Source organism: Sandarakinorhabdus limnophila DSM 17366 (genome assembly GCF_000420765.1).
In the GTDB taxonomy this organism is placed as follows: Bacteria; Pseudomonadota; Alphaproteobacteria; order Sphingomonadales; family Sphingomonadaceae; genus Sandarakinorhabdus; species Sandarakinorhabdus limnophila.
Genome location: NZ_ATVO01000004.1, coordinates 17,118 through 33,259, shown reverse-complemented (window position 1 = coordinate 33,259; position 16,142 = coordinate 17,118). Strand labels below are relative to the sequence as shown.

21 protein-coding genes are annotated in these 16,142 nt (G+C 65.5%); 11 read left to right on the top strand and 10 right to left on the bottom strand.

The window, feature by feature from the left end; genetic code table 11:
- Positions 1-16 precede the first annotated feature (16 nt).
- Entirely contained in the window at positions 17-478 is a 462-nt protein-coding gene (locus G566_RS0103355; RefSeq protein ID WP_022679270.1) for a DUF2721 domain-containing protein, read from the bottom strand.
- A 233-nt stretch (positions 479-711) separates the two neighbouring features.
- On the opposite strand from G566_RS0103355, the gene G566_RS0103350 reads away from it, so the two are divergent.
- Both G566_RS0103350 and G566_RS0103345 read left to right on the top strand, forming a co-directional pair.
- Positions 712-2,253: a 2-isopropylmalate synthase gene (locus tag G566_RS0103350; protein ID WP_022679269.1), complete on the top strand. Its 1,542-nt coding sequence runs from the start codon at positions 712-714 to the stop codon at positions 2,251-2,253.
- Entirely contained in the window at positions 2,250-2,621 is a 372-nt protein-coding gene (locus G566_RS0103345; RefSeq protein ID WP_029131199.1) for a hypothetical protein, read from the top strand. Before G566_RS0103350 ends, G566_RS0103345 begins: the two co-directional genes overlap by 4 nt.
- Here G566_RS0103345 and G566_RS13370 read toward each other — a convergent pair.
- From G566_RS13370 to G566_RS0103330, 3 genes are all read right to left on the bottom strand, one after another.
- Positions 2,530-3,285, bottom strand: a complete 756-nt coding sequence (locus G566_RS13370; RefSeq protein WP_022679268.1) for a superoxide dismutase — start codon at positions 3,283-3,285, stop codon at positions 2,530-2,532. The two genes, G566_RS0103345 and G566_RS13370, sit on opposite strands and share 92 nt — an antisense overlap.
- 115 nt (positions 3,286-3,400) lie before the next feature.
- Complete coding sequence (locus G566_RS0103335; protein ID WP_022679267.1) at positions 3,401-3,895, bottom strand: gluconokinase; 495 nt, start codon at positions 3,893-3,895, stop codon at positions 3,401-3,403.
- Positions 3,892-4,812, bottom strand: coding sequence for a hypothetical protein (locus tag G566_RS0103330; protein WP_156874411.1), 921 nt, complete (start codon positions 4,810-4,812; stop codon positions 3,892-3,894). Before G566_RS0103330 ends, G566_RS0103335 begins: the two co-directional genes overlap by 4 nt.
- A gap of 158 nt (positions 4,813-4,970) precedes the next feature.
- Here G566_RS0103330 and rpsF point away from each other — a divergent pair, with 158 nt between their 5' ends.
- From rpsF to G566_RS0103295, 7 genes are all read left to right on the top strand, one after another.
- Entirely contained in the window at positions 4,971-5,408 is a 438-nt protein-coding gene (gene rpsF, locus G566_RS0103325; RefSeq protein WP_022679265.1) for a 30S ribosomal protein S6, read from the top strand.
- Positions 5,409-5,420: 12 nt separating this feature from the next.
- Positions 5,421-5,645 (top strand): 30S ribosomal protein S18, encoded by a 225-nt coding sequence (rpsR, locus tag G566_RS0103320; RefSeq protein ID WP_022679264.1) that lies wholly within the window; start codon positions 5,421-5,423, stop codon positions 5,643-5,645.
- A 12-nt stretch (positions 5,646-5,657) separates the two neighbouring features.
- Positions 5,658-6,242, top strand: coding sequence for a 50S ribosomal protein L9 (gene rplI, locus G566_RS0103315; RefSeq protein ID WP_022679263.1), 585 nt, complete (start codon positions 5,658-5,660; stop codon positions 6,240-6,242).
- A 93-nt stretch (positions 6,243-6,335) separates the two neighbouring features.
- Entirely contained in the window at positions 6,336-6,620 is a 285-nt protein-coding gene (locus tag G566_RS0103310; RefSeq protein ID WP_022679262.1) for a DUF3297 family protein, read from the top strand.
- A 39-nt stretch (positions 6,621-6,659) separates the two neighbouring features.
- On the top strand, positions 6,660-7,973 hold the full coding sequence (locus G566_RS0103305; RefSeq protein ID WP_022679261.1) for a replication-associated recombination protein A: 1,314 nt from the start codon (positions 6,660-6,662) through the stop codon (positions 7,971-7,973).
- Positions 7,970-8,302, top strand: coding sequence for an MmcQ/YjbR family DNA-binding protein (locus tag G566_RS0103300; RefSeq protein ID WP_029131196.1), 333 nt, complete (start codon positions 7,970-7,972; stop codon positions 8,300-8,302). Before G566_RS0103305 ends, G566_RS0103300 begins: the two co-directional genes overlap by 4 nt.
- Before the next feature lie 59 nt (positions 8,303-8,361).
- Positions 8,362-9,114: a hypothetical protein gene (locus tag G566_RS0103295; RefSeq protein ID WP_051135924.1), complete on the top strand. Its 753-nt coding sequence runs from the start codon at positions 8,362-8,364 to the stop codon at positions 9,112-9,114.
- Here the strand turns inward: G566_RS0103295 and G566_RS13365 are convergent.
- Positions 9,111-9,668 carry a VOC family protein gene (locus G566_RS13365; RefSeq protein ID WP_022679258.1) on the bottom strand — a complete coding sequence of 186 codons (558 nt, stop codon included), beginning with the start codon at positions 9,666-9,668 and terminating at the stop codon, positions 9,111-9,113. The genes G566_RS0103295 and G566_RS13365 overlap by 4 nt on opposite strands.
- 97 nt (positions 9,669-9,765) lie before the next feature.
- Here G566_RS13365 and crcB point away from each other — a divergent pair, with 97 nt between their 5' ends.
- A complete protein-coding gene (crcB, locus tag G566_RS0103285; RefSeq protein WP_029131195.1) occupies positions 9,766-10,155 on the top strand; it encodes a fluoride efflux transporter CrcB in 390 nt (129 codons plus the stop codon).
- Positions 10,155-11,243 carry an RluA family pseudouridine synthase gene (locus G566_RS0103280; protein WP_022679256.1) on the top strand — a complete coding sequence of 363 codons (1,089 nt, stop codon included), beginning with the start codon at positions 10,155-10,157 and terminating at the stop codon, positions 11,241-11,243. The genes crcB and G566_RS0103280 overlap by 1 nt, the downstream gene beginning before the upstream one ends.
- 37 nt (positions 11,244-11,280) lie before the next feature.
- Here the strand turns inward: G566_RS0103280 and G566_RS0103275 are convergent, their stop codons facing one another.
- The 5 genes from G566_RS0103275 to rbfA all read right to left on the bottom strand — a co-directional run bounded on the left by G566_RS0103275 (position 11,281) and on the right by rbfA (position 16,074).
- Positions 11,281-11,802, bottom strand: a complete 522-nt coding sequence (locus tag G566_RS0103275; protein WP_022679255.1) for a hypothetical protein — start codon at positions 11,800-11,802, stop codon at positions 11,281-11,283.
- A 150-nt stretch (positions 11,803-11,952) separates the two neighbouring features.
- Positions 11,953-14,292, bottom strand: a complete 2,340-nt coding sequence (gene pnp, locus G566_RS0103270) for a polyribonucleotide nucleotidyltransferase (RefSeq protein WP_022679254.1) — start codon at positions 14,290-14,292, stop codon at positions 11,953-11,955.
- 152 nt (positions 14,293-14,444) lie between these two features.
- Positions 14,445-14,714 carry a 30S ribosomal protein S15 gene (gene rpsO / locus G566_RS0103265; RefSeq protein WP_022679253.1) on the bottom strand — a complete coding sequence of 90 codons (270 nt, stop codon included), beginning with the start codon at positions 14,712-14,714 and terminating at the stop codon, positions 14,445-14,447.
- Between the two features lie 12 nt (positions 14,715-14,726).
- A complete protein-coding gene (gene truB, locus G566_RS0103260; RefSeq protein WP_022679252.1) occupies positions 14,727-15,638 on the bottom strand; it encodes a tRNA pseudouridine(55) synthase TruB in 912 nt (303 codons plus the stop codon).
- Positions 15,622-16,074, bottom strand: coding sequence for a 30S ribosome-binding factor RbfA (rbfA, locus tag G566_RS0103255; protein ID WP_022679251.1), 453 nt, complete (start codon positions 16,072-16,074; stop codon positions 15,622-15,624). The genes truB and rbfA overlap by 17 nt, the downstream gene beginning before the upstream one ends.
- Positions 16,075-16,142 lie beyond the last annotated feature (68 nt).

Genomic DNA, 16,142 nt, shown 5'->3' with positions numbered 1-16,142 from the left:
TGTTAATATGGATATGTTAGATCCGCTCTTCCAGCAGCAACGCAGCCCTGACCCGCACACTGCGCAGCGCCAGTTGCACTTCCCACAGGAACAGCATCAGCCCGCCGGTGAGCAGCATGGTGGCGGCGATGAACATCAAGGCCACCACCACATCGAGCCGGCCGCCGACCAGTTGTTCAAGGAACAGCAGTGCCACCACCAGGCACACCAGCAGAGCGGCCATGGTGCACAGCGCGATCGCCCAATTGGCGGGGGCCATGCGTTTGGCCAGCACCGCCAGATCGTCGATGGCGATGCGGCGCTTGTCGGCGGCAAAGCCTGCCGCATTGGCTTCAAGGTGGCGCGCCCGGTCCACCACCCGCGACAGGCGGTGAACCAGCACGTTGAGCAGCCCGGCGATGGCGGTGAGCAGGAACACCGGTGCCAGGGCGCTCTGGATGGCCGAACCGATATCGGCGGCGGAAAAAATCTGGTCCATGATGTCTTCATGCCCGCAATGGCTGCAAGAGCAAGGCGGCATCTTGCGCCCCATCTTGCACAGCGCCCCCGCTTCACGCTATGAACAGATCATGGCTTTCCAATCGGCCCTTCTTCGTCTGCGACTTACACGCCCTCGGGCGTGACGCTGGCTGCTGGGCATGTTCCCTCGGCCACGCGCCTTGAGGGGATGAACCTGAAACTTCAGATCGCAGCGTTCAGACAGGCAGAGCCATGACCAATAATCGTATCCGCATCTTCGACACCACCTTGCGCGACGGGGAACAATCCCCCGGCTGCTCGATGAATCTCGAGGAAAAACTGAAAGTCGCAGCGCAATTGGAAGCGCTGGGCGTGGACATCATCGAAGCCGGTTTCGCCATCGCCAGCGAAGGCGATTTCGAAGCCGTGCAGGCCGTCGCCAACATGTGCGACACCGCCATCGTCGCCAGCCTGGCCCGCGCCGCCGCGCCCGATATCGAACGGGCCTGGGCCGCGTTGAAGGGAGCGCGCAACCCGCGCATCCACACCTTCATCGCCACTTCGCCGCTGCACATGAAGGTGAAGCTGAACAAGACGCCGGAAGAGGTGCTGGAAGCCATCCGCTTCTCGGTCAGCCATGCCCGCAACCTGTGCGGTGATATTGAATGGTCGGCCGAGGACGCGACGCGGTCCGATCCGGATTTCCTGTGCCGGGCGGTGGAAACCGCGATCAACGCCGGGGCGACGACGATCAACCTGCCCGACACGGTGGGCTATGCGACGCCCGCCACCTATGGCGCCATGTTCCGCGATGTCATCACCCGTGTGCCCAATGCCGATCAGGCGATATTCTCCACGCACTGCCACAATGACCTGGGCCTCGCCGTCGCCAACACGCTGAGTGCGATCATGGCCGGTGCCCGACAGGTGGAAGCCACGGTCAACGGCATCGGCGAACGTGCCGGCAATGCCGCTGTGGAAGAAATCGCCATGGCGCTGAAGGTGCGGCAGGACGTGATGCCCTATCAGACCGGCATCGTGAGCACCGAGATCACCCGCGCCAGCCGGCTGGTGAGCGGCGTCACCGGCATGCAGGTACAGGCCAACAAGGCGATCGTGGGCGCCAACGCCTTCGCGCATGAAAGCGGCATCCACCAGGATGGCATGCTGAAGGATTCGTCCACCTACGAGATCATGACGCCCGACAGCGTGGGCCAGGGCGCCACCAATCTGGTGTTGGGCAAGCACAGCGGCCGTGCCGCCTTCCGGTCGAAACTGGCCGAAATGGGCTACGACCTGTCGGATAACGAGTTCGGCGATGCCTTCAAGCGCTTCAAGGATCTGGCCGACGCCAAGAAGCAGGTGTTCGACGAAGATATCGTCGCGCTGGTGGATGATGAAGTGCTGCGTGGGCACGACCGCATCCAGGTGTTGGAGGTCGAGGTTTATTGCGGTTCCAACGGGCCACAAAGGGCGATCCTGACGCTCAGCATCGACGGCGAGGAAGTGACGGCGGCGACGCGCGGCAATGGCCCGGTGGATGCGCTGTTCAACGCCATCCGCAAGCTGGTGCCCCACGAAGATGCCGTGCTGAACCTCTATCAGGTGCACGCTGTCACCGCCGGCACCGACGCCCAGGCCGAAGTGAGCGTGGTGCTGGCCGAACATGGCCGCACCGTGCGCGGCACTGGCGCCCACACCGATACGCTGGTGGCATCGGCGCGCGCCTATGTGAACGCGCTCAACAAGCTGATCGTGAAGCGCGGCAAGTCGGCGCTCAGCGCGGCGGGGTGAAGCTGGTCATCGTCTACAACGCCAATGAAGGTCTGCTGGCGGGCGCGATGGACAGTCTGCACAAGCTGTTCGCGCCCGCCAGCTATCCCTGCAAGTTGTGCGCGCTCACCTATGGGCTGCTCAGCATGCGTGGCGAATGGCGGCGCTTTCTGGACGGGGTGGGGGTGGAGACGATCTTCCACCACCGCCCCGACTTCCGCACGGCATTTCCGGCCGCCGCCGATTGGCCCCTGCCGCTGATTGCCGTGGAGCAAGACGGGCAACTGGCTGCGCTGATCAGTGCCGAAGAGTTCGACGGAATCGCCAATCTGACGCAGTTGATGGCAGAGGTCGCCCGGCGGTTGCCGGGCGCCGCCCGTTTGGCCTGAAGGCGCCGTTCACGCGTCCTCGCGCGCCGGCACGCTGGGCGGATGCTTCCATTTTTCCCCCCTTGCCTTGGGCGGCGGCATATTGCTCGCCGGCGAAGGCCCAGTTGGGCAGCGCATCGAACCAAGCTTCCAGAAAGCCCTTCCGGTCTTCCTGATGATCCAGATAATAGGCGTGTTCCCACACATCGCAGACGATCAGCGGGGTGGACGCGGTTTCGCCGCGCCAATCTTCGGCATCGTGGCTCACCGTGATGGCCAGGCCACCGCTGGCATCGGAAACCAGCCACACCCAGCCTGACCCGAACTGTGCCACCCCGGCGGCCACGAACTCTGCTTTCAGTTCGGCCATTCCGCCCATCTGGGCCGTGATTGCCGCCGCCAGATCACCGGTGGGCGGTGCAGGCGTGTCGGTCATGGCATCCCAGAAGAAACTGTGATTGCGGGCCTGTGCGGCATTGTTGAACAGCACGCGGTTGCGGGATTTGCCGGCCGCAGCGATCACCGCCTCCAACGTGTCGGGCACGATCTCCACGGCTTCCAGCAGCGCGTTCAGCGCCTTCACATAGCCGCCGTGATGTTTTTCATGGTGATGGTGCAGCGTGCGCGCCGAGATCACCGGGGCTAGGGCATCATGGGGATAGGGCAGTGGGGGAAGAAGGAACATGGGCTTCAACTCCGGCCCCGCCCGCAAGTTGGGCGGGTGCTAAAAAAGGAAACCCAAGGCTACGCGCTGGCCAGGGCGTGCAGCAGCGCCGGAATCCACGCACGGCCGGGCGGCGCTAGCGCAGAAACCCCTGCACCGCGGCCACCTGCTGATCGGTGGCCCATGTCGCGTCCACACGCATGGCCGGTTCGTCGGCTGCGGGCTCTTCCAGGATGGCGAACTGGCTCAGCGTCAGGCCGGCGGGCCAGAAATGGCCGGCGCGGGCCTGGGTGCGGGCAGTGGCCAGTTCCGGGGTGATGTGGATCAGCACATAGCGCACGGCAGGGTGAGCGGCGTAGAGCGTGTCGCGATAGGCGCGCTTGAGGGCCGAGGCGCTGATCACGCCGCCGGCATCGCCCCACGCTGCCAGCTGCGCCGCGCAGGCGGCCAGCCAGGGCGCACGATCCTTATCCGTGAGCGGCTCACCGGCAGCCATCTTGGCCTTGTTGGCCTCGGGGTGCAGATCATCACCATCGCGGAAATTGATGCCTAGCGCCTGGGCCAGCGCGGCGGCCAGCGTGGTCTTGCCGCAGCCGGCGACCCCGCCAACAACGATCAGCGGCGCGGTCACTGCGGCGGCACGTCGGGGGCCAATTCACGGGCCATGGCGCTGATCAATTGCTGGCGCTGGCGCTGGGCGCTGCGGTTCATCTGCATGGCATAAAGTCCTTTCAGAAAGGCACGATCCCATGCGCTCAACCCGGTTGGGCGTGTGCTGCCGTCAAACAGGCTCAGCACGCTGGGCACGCCCGGCGCATCGGGTGGCAACCGCATCGGCGCCAGCATCACCAATGCGACATAATCGGCCAGCGCTTCCAGCGACACGCCGGTAGCCAGGTTCACGTCCACCACCGCCACGCCGGCCTTGGCCCAGATCGACAGGTTGGTATCGACAAGGCTGCTGTTCCAGCTGTTGGTGCCGATCGCATCAGGGCCGGCGGGCAGCACATTGCCCAGCGGCATCGCGTTGGAGGTGGCGCTGGCCAGCGCGCCGGCATCGGCGGTGCTGACGCCGCCGCTGGGGCCGGCCGGGGCCAGCACATGCCACCAGCGCACTGGCAGGGTGGCGCTGTCCAGCCGGGAGAACAGGATCGGATCGAAACGCGGCAGGGCTGAGCGCCGCTTGGCTTTGACCAAGCCCACCAGGCCGCGCGCATCATCGGTAAACGCCACGGTGAGGTTGGGCTTGCAGCCGGATTCTGCCGTTTTCAGCCCGGTTTCGGCCACTGCGGCCTTGATCCGCGCCAACACCAGCCCCGCCACCGCCGGATCGGGGATGCCGCGCACACTGGCACAGATCGACCCCTGCCAACGGGCATATTGGCCGTAATTGGGATTGGGCGGCAGCCCGGCGCGGGCATAGGCCGTGCTGGCAATGCGCGCCTGTTCGGGCGTGATCCGGCTGGCTTCGACGGTGATGGCCGCATCGGATTGCAGTGCAGGCTGGGCTGCGGCCAGCAGCAGGCCAAGCAGGGGAAGAAGGGGCATGAAACCCTTTTCCCACAGGCCAGAATCACTTGCAATCGCTGCCCCCTTCCGCCATAGGCCGCGCTTCGCCGTGCCGGGCCTGCCCTGCGCGACGATAGACGCCAGCCGGAGGGGCGTGGGCATTGGGCCCCGTCAACGATCGGCACGAGGAGAGAGAAATGCCGTTTTACGAGCATGTCTTCCTGGCGCGTCAGGACCTGACCACTGCGCAGGTTGAGACGCTGACGGAAGGCTTCACCAAGGTTCTTGTCGAAGGCAAGGGCCAGGTTGCAGGCAGCGAATATTGGGGCCTGCGCACGCTGGCCTATCGCATCGCCAAGAACCGCAAGGCCCATTATGTGATGCTCAACATCGACGCTCCGGCTTCCGCCGTGGCCGAAATGGAGCGCCAGGTTGGCCTGAACGAAGATATCATCCGTTCCATGACCATCCGTGTCGACGCGCTGTCGGCCGAACCGTCGGCGATGACCCGCCGCGGCGGTGACCGCGAAGGCGGTCGTGAAGGCCGTGGTGACCGTGAAGGTCGCGGCGATCGTGACGGCGGTGCCCCGCGTGGTGACCGCGGCGAACGCCCGCGCCGCGAACCGCGCGCTTAAGGGAGGGATCAGATGGGACGTCCGTTTTTCCGCCGCCGCAAGTCGTGCCCCTTCGCGGGCCCGAATTCCCCCGCCATCGATTACAAGGACGTGCGCCTGTTGCAGGGCTTCGTTTCTGAACGTGGCAAGATCGTTCCGGCCCGCATCACTGCGGTTTCGGCCAAGAAGCAGCGCGAGCTGGCCAAGGCCATCAAGCGCGCCCGCCACCTGGGCCTGCTGCCCTACCTGGTGAAGTGAGGAGCCACGCACATGCATGTCATCCTGCTTGAACGCGTGGAAAAGCTCGGCACCATTGGCGATGTCGTCAATGTGAAGCCGGGTTTCGCCCGCAACTTCCTGCTGCCGCGCGGCAAGGCGCTGCGCGCCACGGAAGCCAACAAGGCCCGGTTTGAACAAGACCGCGCCCGCATCGAAGCCGACAACGCCAAGCGTCGCGATATCGCCCGCTCGGAATCGCGCGAGATCGAAGGCGCCAGCGTGGTGATGATCCGCGCCGCGTCGGGCACCGGCCAGCTTTACGGTTCGGTCGCTGCCCGCGATCTGGCCGAAGCGCTGACCAACGGTGGCCACAAGGCCAACAAGAACCAGATCGTGCTGGACAAGCCGATCAAGACCCTGGGCGTGCACGACGTGAAGGTCGCGCTGCACCCGGAAGTCGTGGTGCTGGTCAAGGTGAACATCGCCCGTTCGGCCGAAGAAGCCGAACTGCAGGCCAAGGGTGTGGACATTGCCGCCACTGCCGAGCGCGAGGAAGCAGGCTTCACCGAAGCCTTCGATCCGAACGCCGAACCCGGCACCCTGCCGATGGACGAAGAGCCGGCTGAAGAAGCCTGATCGTCCTGATGCACTGAAAAATGGGGTTGCAACTGCGAGGTTGCGGCCCCTTTTTCTTGCCCGCCTGCCCGCTTCCGCCTATGGAACCCGCCCATGACTGACACGCCCGAAACCGCCCCGGAAACGCCGGCAGAAGCGCCCATCACCGACAGCCCGCCGGATCGCCTGAGCGTGAACCCGCGCAGCGAGTTTCATGATTGGGATCTGCTGCGCCGCGGCGTTGGCATCCGCTACAATGGTGTCGAGCGCACCAATGTCGAGGAATATTGCATCTCCGAAGGCTGGATCCGCGTTGCCGCTGGCAAGAGCCTGGATCGCAAGGGCAACCCGCTTACCATCAAGCTGTCGGGCACGATCGAGGCCTGGTACAAGAGCTGAGCGCTTGCATGACCGGCCACTTCGGCGCGACAAGCTGCTATGGCCGATCTGTTCCCCGCCGCTGAAAATGCCGTGACGCCGGCCGGCGCGCCGCTGGCCGAACAGCTGCGTCCGCGCACCCTTGCCGAAGTGGTGGGGCAGGATCATCTCACCGGCCCCGATGGCGCCATCACCCGCATGGTGGCCGCCGGCAGCCTTTCGAGCCTGATCTTCTGGGGCCCGCCCGGCACCGGCAAGACCACCATCGCCCGCCTGCTCGCCGCGGCCTGCGGGATGCGCTTTGTCGCCATTTCCGCCGTGTTCGCCGGCGTTGCAGACCTGAAGAAATTGTTTGCCGAAGCGCGCGAGGCGGCGCGGGCGGGCCAGCGCACCCTGTTGTTTGTGGACGAAATCCACCGCTTCAACCGCGCCCAGCAGGATGGTTTCCTCGGGCCGATGGAAGACGGCACCATCACGCTGGTCGGCGCCACCACCGAGAATCCCAGTTTCGAGCTGAACGCCGCCATCTTGTCCCGCGCCCGCGTGTTGATCGTGCGGCGGCTGGACGAGGCGGCGCTGGCCGATCTGCTGGCGCGGGCCGAAACCCACACGGGCCACGCCCTGCCGGTAACGGACGACGCCCGCGCTGCGCTGATTGCGTCTGCCGATGGCGATGGCCGCTTTCTGCTCGGCCAGGCCGAAAGCCTGTTCGCGCTTGGTGAGGTACCGGCAATGACACCGGCCGATCTGGCGGCGTTCCTGCACCGCCGCATGCCGGTGTATGACAAGGATCGCGAGGGCCATTACGGGCTGATTTCGGCGCTCCACAAATCACTGCGCGGCTCTGATCCGGATGCGGCGCTCTATTGGCTGGCACGGATGCTGGTGGCGGGGGAGGAGCCGCTCTACCTGCTGCGCCGGCTGGTGCGTTTTGCCAGCGAGGATATCGGCCTGGCCGACAGCAATGCGCTGCGGGTGTGCCTTGATGCCAAGGACGCCTATGATTTCCTCGGCAGCCCCGAAGGCGAACTGGCGATCGTTCACGCCTGCCTTTATCTCGCCTCCGCGCCCAAATCCAACGCCGCCTATGTGGCGGAGAAAGCCGCGAAGAAGCTGGCGGCCAGCACCGGTTCGCTCACCCCGCCGGCCCACATCCTCAACGCCCCGACAAAGCTGATGAAGGAACTGGGTTACGGGCAGGGCTATGCCTATGACCATGACGCGCCGGACGGCTTTTCGGGGCAGGATTACTGGCCCGACGGCATGGCCGCGCAGACGCTCTACACGCCTTCCCCGCGCGGCACCGAAGCCCGCATTGCCGAGCGCCTGGCCGAATGGGCGCGGCGGCGGGCGGCCTTGAAGGGCGACGTATGACCTGGGACGAGGTGCTGGCACTGGCGCTGGCGCTGCCTGGTGCCACACGCGGCACCAGCTATGGCCGCGATGCGGTTCTGGTGCGCGGCAAGATGTTCGTCGTCATCGGGCGCGAGCCTGACCATGTCGTGCTGCGCGCAGGGCTGGACGAGGTGGACATGCTCATCGCCACCGACCCGGCCTGTTTCTACCAGACCCCGCATTATGTCGGCTGGCCGGCCGTGCTGGCGCGGCTGGATGCTGCCGATCCGGAACGCATCGCCGTGCTGGTGGAGCGGGCCTGGGCCGGCCATGCCTCTGCCGTCCAGCGCAAGGCGCGGGGCTTGTGAGATTTTCCCGCTTCGTCGGTATTGACTGGTCCGGCGCAAAGGGGGTGCGGCACCCTTCGGTGCAGGTTGCCGTGTGCGAGGCAGGCGATGCGCCGCCGCAACTTGTGTTGCCGCCATCGGGTGTGTGGTCACGCGCCGGCGTGCTCGATTGGTTGGGCGGCCTGTCCGGTGATGTGCTGGTGGGCATGGATGCCGGCTTTGGTTTTGCTGCTGTGCCATCGTTCACCCAGCCGGCGCGGGGCCTGTGGGCTGAGGTCGAGACTGTGTGCGCGGGCGAGGCCGATCTGGGCGCTCACGGCTTCATCGAGCATCGGCGCGACGCCTTCTGGCTGGGTGCTGCTGATGGCCCGCGCCACCTGCGTGCCCACCTGAGGGTGACGGAACAGGTCTACAAGCAGAGCGGGCTGGGCGTGCCGACGTCGAATTTCGTACTGCTGGGCGCATCACAGGTGGGCAAGGCAACGCTCACCGCGATGCGACTGCTGCACCGGCTGCAATGGCCGGTGTGGCCGTTTGATCCGCTTACCGAATGCGGCCCGGTGATATTGGAAATCTACGCTCAGGCCTTTGCCCGGCTGGGCGGCTTTCGCGGGAAATTGCGCGATGTGGAAAGCCTCAACATCGCGCTGGCCCGCCATGGCAGCCTGCCCATGCCCGCTGCCTTCCCGGCGACATTTCCCGATCATGTTGGCGATGCGCTGATCACCGCCGCCGGCCTGCGCGCCATCGTCGATCAGCCGCACTGGTGGCAGCCGGCCGCGCTCACCCCGGCAATCGCGGTGACGGAAGGCTGGACGTTCGGCGTTGTTTAATGCTGCAGCGGCGGGATCGGTGACATCGGCCCGGTGACGAAGGCCAGCAGTTCCGCTTCGCTGGCGCCGGCCTCGAAGCGGGTCAGCAGCACATCGGGATCAAACGACACGCCCACAGGATTGGCGGCAAACTCCGGCCCGCTGATGTAGCGCGATGCTTCGCCGTCTGGCAGCGCTTCCACCTGAAATTCCAGGCGGTTGCCATCGGGATCGTCGTAATAGAGCGACAGGGTGAGGCCGTGATGCACAGGCCACACCGGCTCCACTCCGGCCTGTTTCAGCCGGCGATACAAGGTCAGCAGCGATGCGGCGCTGGGCAATGTGTAGGCGATGTGGTTCACGCCCACAGCGCCGCGATGCCCCGGCCCGCCCGGTGCTACCAGTTCGAGATTGAGCACGGCAAAACGGTGATGCTCGTCGTCAAAGCTGAGAAAAGCCATCGCCGGGTTCTGGTGCACCACCTTGGCGCCGAACACCTGATCATACCAGGCCAGCATCGCGCTGAACTGCCGTGTCTGGAAGACGACATGGGCAAGCTGTGGTTGTGCAGTCATGACGAATCCCCCCGATTGTGGCGGCGATGCTGCGCCGCAGGGGCGCGATTGGCAATATCGGCGCAATCCCGCTAAGGGGATGGCGATGAACCCCACAATGCCCCATTTGCTGCTGGTCGCCCTTGGCGGCGGGCTTGGCACGGCGCTGCGCTATGGCGTTGGCCGCTGGGCGATTGTGGCGCTGGGGCCGGGCTTTCCGTTCGGGACGTTCGCCGTCAACATCATCGGCGGTTTCCTGATGGGGCTGCTCGCCGGCTGGCTGGCGCGGATGAGCACGGGAAACACGGGGGACGCCGAGGAATTGCGCCTGTTGCTCGGCGTCGGCGTGCTTGGCGGCTTCACCACCTTCTCGGCGTTCAGCCTGGAAATCTACAACATGATCACCCGCGCCGAAGTTGCGCTGGCGGCGGCCTATGCGGTGTCCAGTGTGGCCGGCAGCGTGCTCGCCGTGCTGGCCGGCGTGTGGCTGATGCGAGGAATGGCCTGATGCCCACTGCCACCATCGAAGAGGATGACGACGGCATCCGCCTGGACCGCTGGTTCCAGCGCCACACGAAAGACATCAGCTTCAACATCGTCTCGCGCTGGTCCAAATCCGGTGTGGTGCGGCTGGATGGCGCCAAGGCCGGCCCGGGAGATCGGGTGGCCGCCGGGCAGAGCCTGACCTGGCCGGAGGAATTGCCGGTGCCGGTTGCCACCCGCCCCACCGAAAAGCCGCGTGAGCCGCTGAGCGAGGCGCAGATCGACTATATGCGCGGCATGGTGCTGCACATGGATGCGCATGCCATCATCATCAACAAGCCGCCGGGCCTCGCGACGCAGGGCGGCACCAAGCAGCCGACCAGCGTGGATGACATGCTGGATGCGCTGCAGTTCGATGCGCCGTCGCGCCCGCGGCTGGTGCACCGGCTGGACAAGGACACATCCGGCGTTCTGCTGCTGGCCCGCAGCGCCAAGGCGGCGGCCTTCTTCAGCAAGCAATTCGCCGGCCGAGAGGCGGAAAAATCATACTGGGCGCTCACCGTGGGTGTGCCCAAGATTCCGGCCGGCACCATCGATGCGCCGATCGGCAAGCAGCCGGGCACCGGCGGCGAGAAGATGCAGGTGGATACCGAAGCCGGGCTGAAGGCCAAGACCCGCTATCGCGTGATCGAGCGCGCGGCCGGCCGGGCGGCCTGGGTGGAGTTTCTGCCGCTGACCGGCCGCACCCACCAGATCCGCGTCCACGCCGCCGCCATTGGCCATTCGTTGGTGGGCGACGGCAAATACGGCGGCAAGGAATCCTATCTCACCGGCGGGATCAGCCGGAAACTGCACCTGCACAGTCGCCGGCTGCAGATCGCGCTGCCCGATGGCGGCACGCTGGATGTGAAGGCCGAACTGCCGCCGCACATGGCCGAAAGCTGGCAGATGCTGGGCTTTGATCTGAAGCTGGGCGATATCGAAATCGTCGAACCGCCGCCACCGCCACTGAAGAAACGTCGCCTGTCCAGCGCGACGAGCGGCAATCGCCGCGGCGAGCGCCGTTCGCGCGGCGCGACCGAAGCGCCGGTCCGGCCTCCCCGCAAGAAGTGAAGCGGGGCCGGGCGTGCTGCCCGGCCCTGATCCGTGATCAGCCGCGCCGACCGCGACCGCCGTGCTGTCCACCAGAACGCGGCCCGGTGCGGGTAGCGGTGCGCGTCACCTGGCCATCGGGACGGGCAACGGCAACATTGCGACTGGCCACGGTGGCGCCGTCGGCGTTGGTGAGGGCGCGATCACGGGTGAAGCCGTTGTCGGTCCGCACCCGGCTGCCGTTCAGGCCATAGCTGCGGCCGTTCGGGCGGGTGATGCTGCCGCTTTCGGTATAGCCGCTTGCCGTGCGGGTGCGCTCATAGTCGCGGCTGGCGGTGCGGCCAGCGAAACCGGTGCGGCTGGTGTCGCTGGTGAAGCCGGTTTCGGTGCGGGTGCGATCAGTGCTGCTGGTGGCAACGGCACCATCCCGCGCGCGCGTGACGCTGGTGTCGCGGCTGAACGTACCGGCGTCAGGATCGCGGGTGATGGTCGTCGTGCTGGAAACCGGGCCAACACTCTGGGCGAAGGCCGGGGTGGCAAGGTGAAATGCCAAGGCCGAAATGGCAATCGTGATCCGCATGGTCAACGCTCCCTTGGGTTTGGGTGGCGCGGTCCCTGCCGCCCACAAACCCTACAACGCAGCCAGCGCGGTAAATCCTTCGCGCCACGAAAAAGGGCCGCGCTTCGGGTGAAGCGCGGCCCCTTTCGTTTGGCCAACGGGCCAGCGGTGTCAGTCGTCGCCGCCGGTCAGAAAGTTCGGCAGGCCGCCGGCGTCACCGCCCTTGTCGCCGCCGTCGCGGTCAGCGCGCGGGGCGCGGTCATCGCGGCGCGGGCCACGATCACCACCGCCGTCGCGACGCGGGCCACGGTCGCCATCGCGGCGTGGGCCACGATCACGATCGCCGTCACGGCGCGGACCACGGTCGCCACGCGGCGGGCGGTCGTCGCCACCTTCACGCGGCGGGCGCGTATCGGGCAGTTCTTCGCCGCTTTCCTGATCGACCAAGCGCATCGACAGACGCACCTTGCCGCGATCATCGACGCCGAGCACCTTGACCTTGACCTGCTGGCCTTCGCTCAGCACGTCGCGGACATTGGCCACGCGGTCGTTCATGATTTCCGAGATGTGCACCAGGCCATCGCGGGCGCCCATGAAGTTCACGAACGCACCGAAATCGGCCATTTTGACGACCTTGCCGGTGTAGATCTTGCCAACTTCCGGTTCGGCAACGATGCCGATGATCCAGTTGCGGGCGGCTTCGATCTGGGCCGGATCGCTCGACGAGATCTTCACGGTGCCATCGTCTTCGATGTCGACCTTGGCGCCGGTGGTGGCGACGATCTCGCGGATCACCTTGCCGCCAGTGCCGATGATGTCGCGGATCTTGTCCTTCGGCACGCTCATCGATTCGATGCGCGGGGCATGGGCCGACAGACCTTCGCGGGTGCTGTCCAGCGCCTTGGCCATTTCGCCGAGGATGTGCGCACGGCCTTCCTTGGCCTGGGCCAGGGCGACACGCATGATCTCCTCGGTGATGCCGGCGACCTTGATGTCCATCTGCAGCGACGTGACGCCATCAGACGTACCGGCCACCTTGAAGTCCATGTCACCCAAGTGATCTTCATCACCCAGGATGTCGCTGATCACGGCGAAGTCTTTGCCTTCGAGGATCAGGCCCATGGCGATGCCGGCGCACGGGCGCTTGAGCGGCACACCGGCATCCATCAGCGCCAGCGAACCACCGCAGACCGTGGCCATCGACGACGAGCCATTGGACTCGGTGATGTCGGACAGCACGCGGATCGTGTAGGGGAACTCTTCCTTCGCCGGCAGCAGCGGGTGCAGAGCGCGCCATGCCAGCTTGCCGTGACCGATTTCGCGGCGGCCCGGCGCGCCGAAGCGGCCGACTTCACCCACCGAATAGGGGGGGAAGTTGTAGTGCAGCATGAAGCGTTCATACCGCAGGCCATCCAGACCATCTATCATCTGTTCCGCATCGGCAGTGCCAAGCGTGGTGGTGACGATGGATTGGGTTTCGCCGCGGGTGAACAGCGCCGAACCATGGGTGCGCGGCAGGAAGCCCACCATCGCTTCGATCGGGCGCACCGTCTTGGTGTCGCGGCCATCGATACGGCGGCCTTCCTTCAGGATCGCGCCGCGCACGATGTTGCCTTCAAGCTTCTTGAACAGCTTGCCGGCCTTCATCTGCTCCTGCGGGGTGCCGTCGGCGAACACGGCCTTGGCCTTGTTCTTGGCTTCGGCCAGCGCCGATTGGCGAGCCGACTTGCCCGACAGGCGATAGGCGGCGTCGATGTCCTTGCCGATGGCCTTCTTGAGCGTCGCCAGCATGGCCTTGTCGTCCGTGATGGCCAGATCCCACGGATCCTTGGCGGCCTTCTCGGCGAGGCGGATGATGGCATCGATCACCGGCTGGATGCTGCGGTGCGCGAACATCACGCCGTTCAGCATTTCCTCTTCCGAAAGCTCCTTGGCTTCGGATTCGACCATCATCACGGCGTCGCTGGTACCGGCGACAACGAGATCGAGCGCGCCTTCCTTGACTTGGGTCTTGGTCGGGTTGAGCACATATTCGCCGTCGATGTAGCCGACGCGCGCACCGGCGATCGGGCCCATGAAGGGCACGCCGGACAGGGTGAGGGCGGCAGACGCCGCGATCAGCGCCAGGATATCGCCTTCGGCTTCGCCATCATAGCTCAGCACATGAGCGATCACGTTGATTTCGTTGTAGAAACCTTCCGGGAACAACGGGCGGATCGGACGATCGATCAGGCGGCTGGTGAGCGTTTCATGCTCAGTGGCGCCGCGCTCGCGCTTGAAGAAGCCGCCGGGGATACGGCCGGCAGCGGAATATTTTTCCTGATAGTGGACGGTGAGCGGGAAGAAATCCTGGCCCTCCTTCTCACTCTTGGCGGCGGTGACGGCGCACAGGACAACGGTTTCGCCCAGCGTGGCGACCACGGCGGCATCGGCCTGACGGGCAATGCGGCCGGTTTCCAGGGTCAGCGTGCGGCCGCCCCAGTTCAGTTCTTCTTTGTGGATGGTAAACATGGTCTTCTTTCCTGAGCGCTGCGGCCCTATTGCCGAACGCCCCTTGCGGTGTGCCGCCCTTCGTGGCGACGGCTGCACCCGGCGCGCTCATTCGCGGCGGGGCAGATAAACGAACGGCCCCGCTTTGGGGGCCGTTCGAAAACTGGCTGGGCTTACTTGCGAAGGCCCAGTTTGGTGATCAGCGCGGTATAACGCGCTGCATCCTTCTTCTTCAGATAATCCAGCAGCGAACGGCGTGTGTTCACCAGAACGAGCAGACCACGGCGCGAGTGATTATCCTTCGCGTGGGTCTTGAAATGCTCGGTCAGATTGGTGATGCGTTCGGTCAAAATCGCCACCTGAACTTCCGGCGAACCGGTGTCGTTGGCGGCGCGAGCATTGCTGCTGATAATTTCGGCTTTCTTTTCGGCGGTCACCGACATCGTGTTACTCCTTCAATCAAGGTTGAACCCGCGCAACACCCGCACCTCGCCCGATTGGGCTTCGACAAGCGCCACGGGAACAGAACCGAGGCTTGCCAAATGGGTGCCGTTGCTGGCTGGGTGCCCGAGAAGCTTGCGCCCTTGTTTGAGCGCCGCCGCCTCCTCTGGCGTGATGGCAAGAGCCGGGATGTCGTCCAGCCCTGTCATCAGCGGCAAAACTGCCTGTTCAAGCGTGCGCCCCTGCACCAGTTCGGCCAGTTTGTCCAGTGATATCGCCTGTTGAAGGCTGAATGGCCCTGATTGGGTGCGGCGCAGCATGGTGACATGGCCAACGGAGCCGAGTGTGATGGCAATGTCGCGGGCGAGGCTGCGGATATAGGTGCCCTTGGACACGCGGCAGGAGAATGTCGCACTGTCCGGCGTGGTGGCAACCAGATCAAGGCGGTGCACCGTGATGTGGCGGGTGGCGAGAATCACCTCTTCGCCGGCTCGGGCGAGGGCATAGGCACGCTTGCCGTTCACCTTCAGCGCTGAATAGGCCGGCGGCACCTGATCGATTGGGCCGATGAAGGCGGCCAAGATGGTCGTGATCTGTTCCGCCGTGGGGCGCACGTCGCTGGTCGCCACCACCTCCCCTTCAGCATCCAACGTGCTGGTCTGGCTGCCGAAGCTGACAGTGAATTCATAGCCCTTGGCGGCATCGAGCATGCGACCGGCCAGCTTGGTGGCCTCGCCGCAGGCGATCGGCAGCACGCCGGTGGCCAGCGGATCGAGCGTGCCGCCGTGGCCGATGCGTGGGACGGGCAGGCCATGCGCACGCAAGATACGCTTTACCGCCGCCACACCCTGCGCGCTGGTCAGGCCGAGCGGCTTGTCGAGGATGATCCAGCCGTTGATCGCGGTGGCGTCAATCGTCGCCGACATCATCATCCATGGAATCGGCCAGGCTCTTCCACGGCTGGACTGTGCCGGCGGGCGGCAGGTCGCGGGCGATTTCGGGGCGGCGCAGCACTTCATCGATACGGGCGCCGGCGTCAAAACTGTCGTCGCGGCGGAAGCTGAGATCGGGCGTGTATTTCGTCGCCAGCCGCTTGGCGACTTCGCCGCGCAGCCAGCCGCGGTGCTGGCCCAGCGCCTTCACCACGGCTTCGTCATCACCGTTGGAGGCTTTCACGAACACGGTGGCTTGCCGCAGATCGGGCGTGACGCGCACTTCAGACACGGAAATGATGGTGCGGGTGATGATCTCGTCGCGCAGATCACCGCGCGCGATGATTTCGGCCAGAGCGTGGCGCACCTGCTCGCCGATGCGCTGCAGGCGGATCGGACGGCCTTGCGCGTCGGGTGTGGAACGGACCAAGACGATACTCCTCCCGGTTAAGGGTGGGCCCAATCAAGGGCGGCAGTGGCGGGGGCAGGGCGGGCCTG

Excerpts from the sequence above, each read along its gene's own strand:
- G566_RS0103355 (WP_022679270.1), bottom strand. The coding sequence starts at position 478 with ATGGACCAGATTTTTTCCGCCGCCGATATCGGTTCGGCCATCCAGAGC.
- G566_RS0103350 (WP_022679269.1), top strand. The coding sequence starts at position 712 with ATGACCAATAATCGTATCCGCATCTTCGACACCACCTTGCGCGACGGG.
- G566_RS13370 (WP_022679268.1), bottom strand. The coding sequence starts at position 3,285 with ATGTTCCTTCTTCCCCCACTGCCCTATCCCCATGATGCCCTAGCCCCG.
- G566_RS0103330 (WP_156874411.1), bottom strand. The coding sequence starts at position 4,812 with ATGCCCCTTCTTCCCCTGCTTGGCCTGCTGCTGGCCGCAGCCCAGCCT.
- rpsF (WP_022679265.1), top strand. The coding sequence starts at position 4,971 with ATGCCGTTTTACGAGCATGTCTTCCTGGCGCGTCAGGACCTGACCACT.
- rpsR (WP_022679264.1), top strand. The coding sequence starts at position 5,421 with ATGGGACGTCCGTTTTTCCGCCGCCGCAAGTCGTGCCCCTTCGCGGGC.
- rplI (WP_022679263.1), top strand. The coding sequence starts at position 5,658 with ATGCATGTCATCCTGCTTGAACGCGTGGAAAAGCTCGGCACCATTGGC.
- G566_RS0103310 (WP_022679262.1), top strand. The coding sequence starts at position 6,336 with ATGACTGACACGCCCGAAACCGCCCCGGAAACGCCGGCAGAAGCGCCC.
- G566_RS0103305 (WP_022679261.1), top strand. The coding sequence starts at position 6,660 with ATGGCCGATCTGTTCCCCGCCGCTGAAAATGCCGTGACGCCGGCCGGC.
- G566_RS0103300 (WP_029131196.1), top strand. The coding sequence starts at position 7,970 with ATGACCTGGGACGAGGTGCTGGCACTGGCGCTGGCGCTGCCTGGTGCC.
- G566_RS13365 (WP_022679258.1), bottom strand. The coding sequence starts at position 9,668 with ATGACTGCACAACCACAGCTTGCCCATGTCGTCTTCCAGACACGGCAG.
- crcB (WP_029131195.1), top strand. The coding sequence starts at position 9,766 with ATGCCCCATTTGCTGCTGGTCGCCCTTGGCGGCGGGCTTGGCACGGCG.
- G566_RS0103280 (WP_022679256.1), top strand. The coding sequence starts at position 10,155 with ATGCCCACTGCCACCATCGAAGAGGATGACGACGGCATCCGCCTGGAC.
- G566_RS0103275 (WP_022679255.1), bottom strand. The coding sequence starts at position 11,802 with ATGCGGATCACGATTGCCATTTCGGCCTTGGCATTTCACCTTGCCACC.
- pnp (WP_022679254.1), bottom strand. The coding sequence starts at position 14,292 with ATGTTTACCATCCACAAAGAAGAACTGAACTGGGGCGGCCGCACGCTG.
- rpsO (WP_022679253.1), bottom strand. The coding sequence starts at position 14,714 with ATGTCGGTGACCGCCGAAAAGAAAGCCGAAATTATCAGCAGCAATGCT.
- truB (WP_022679252.1), bottom strand. The coding sequence starts at position 15,638 with ATGTCGGCGACGATTGACGCCACCGCGATCAACGGCTGGATCATCCTC.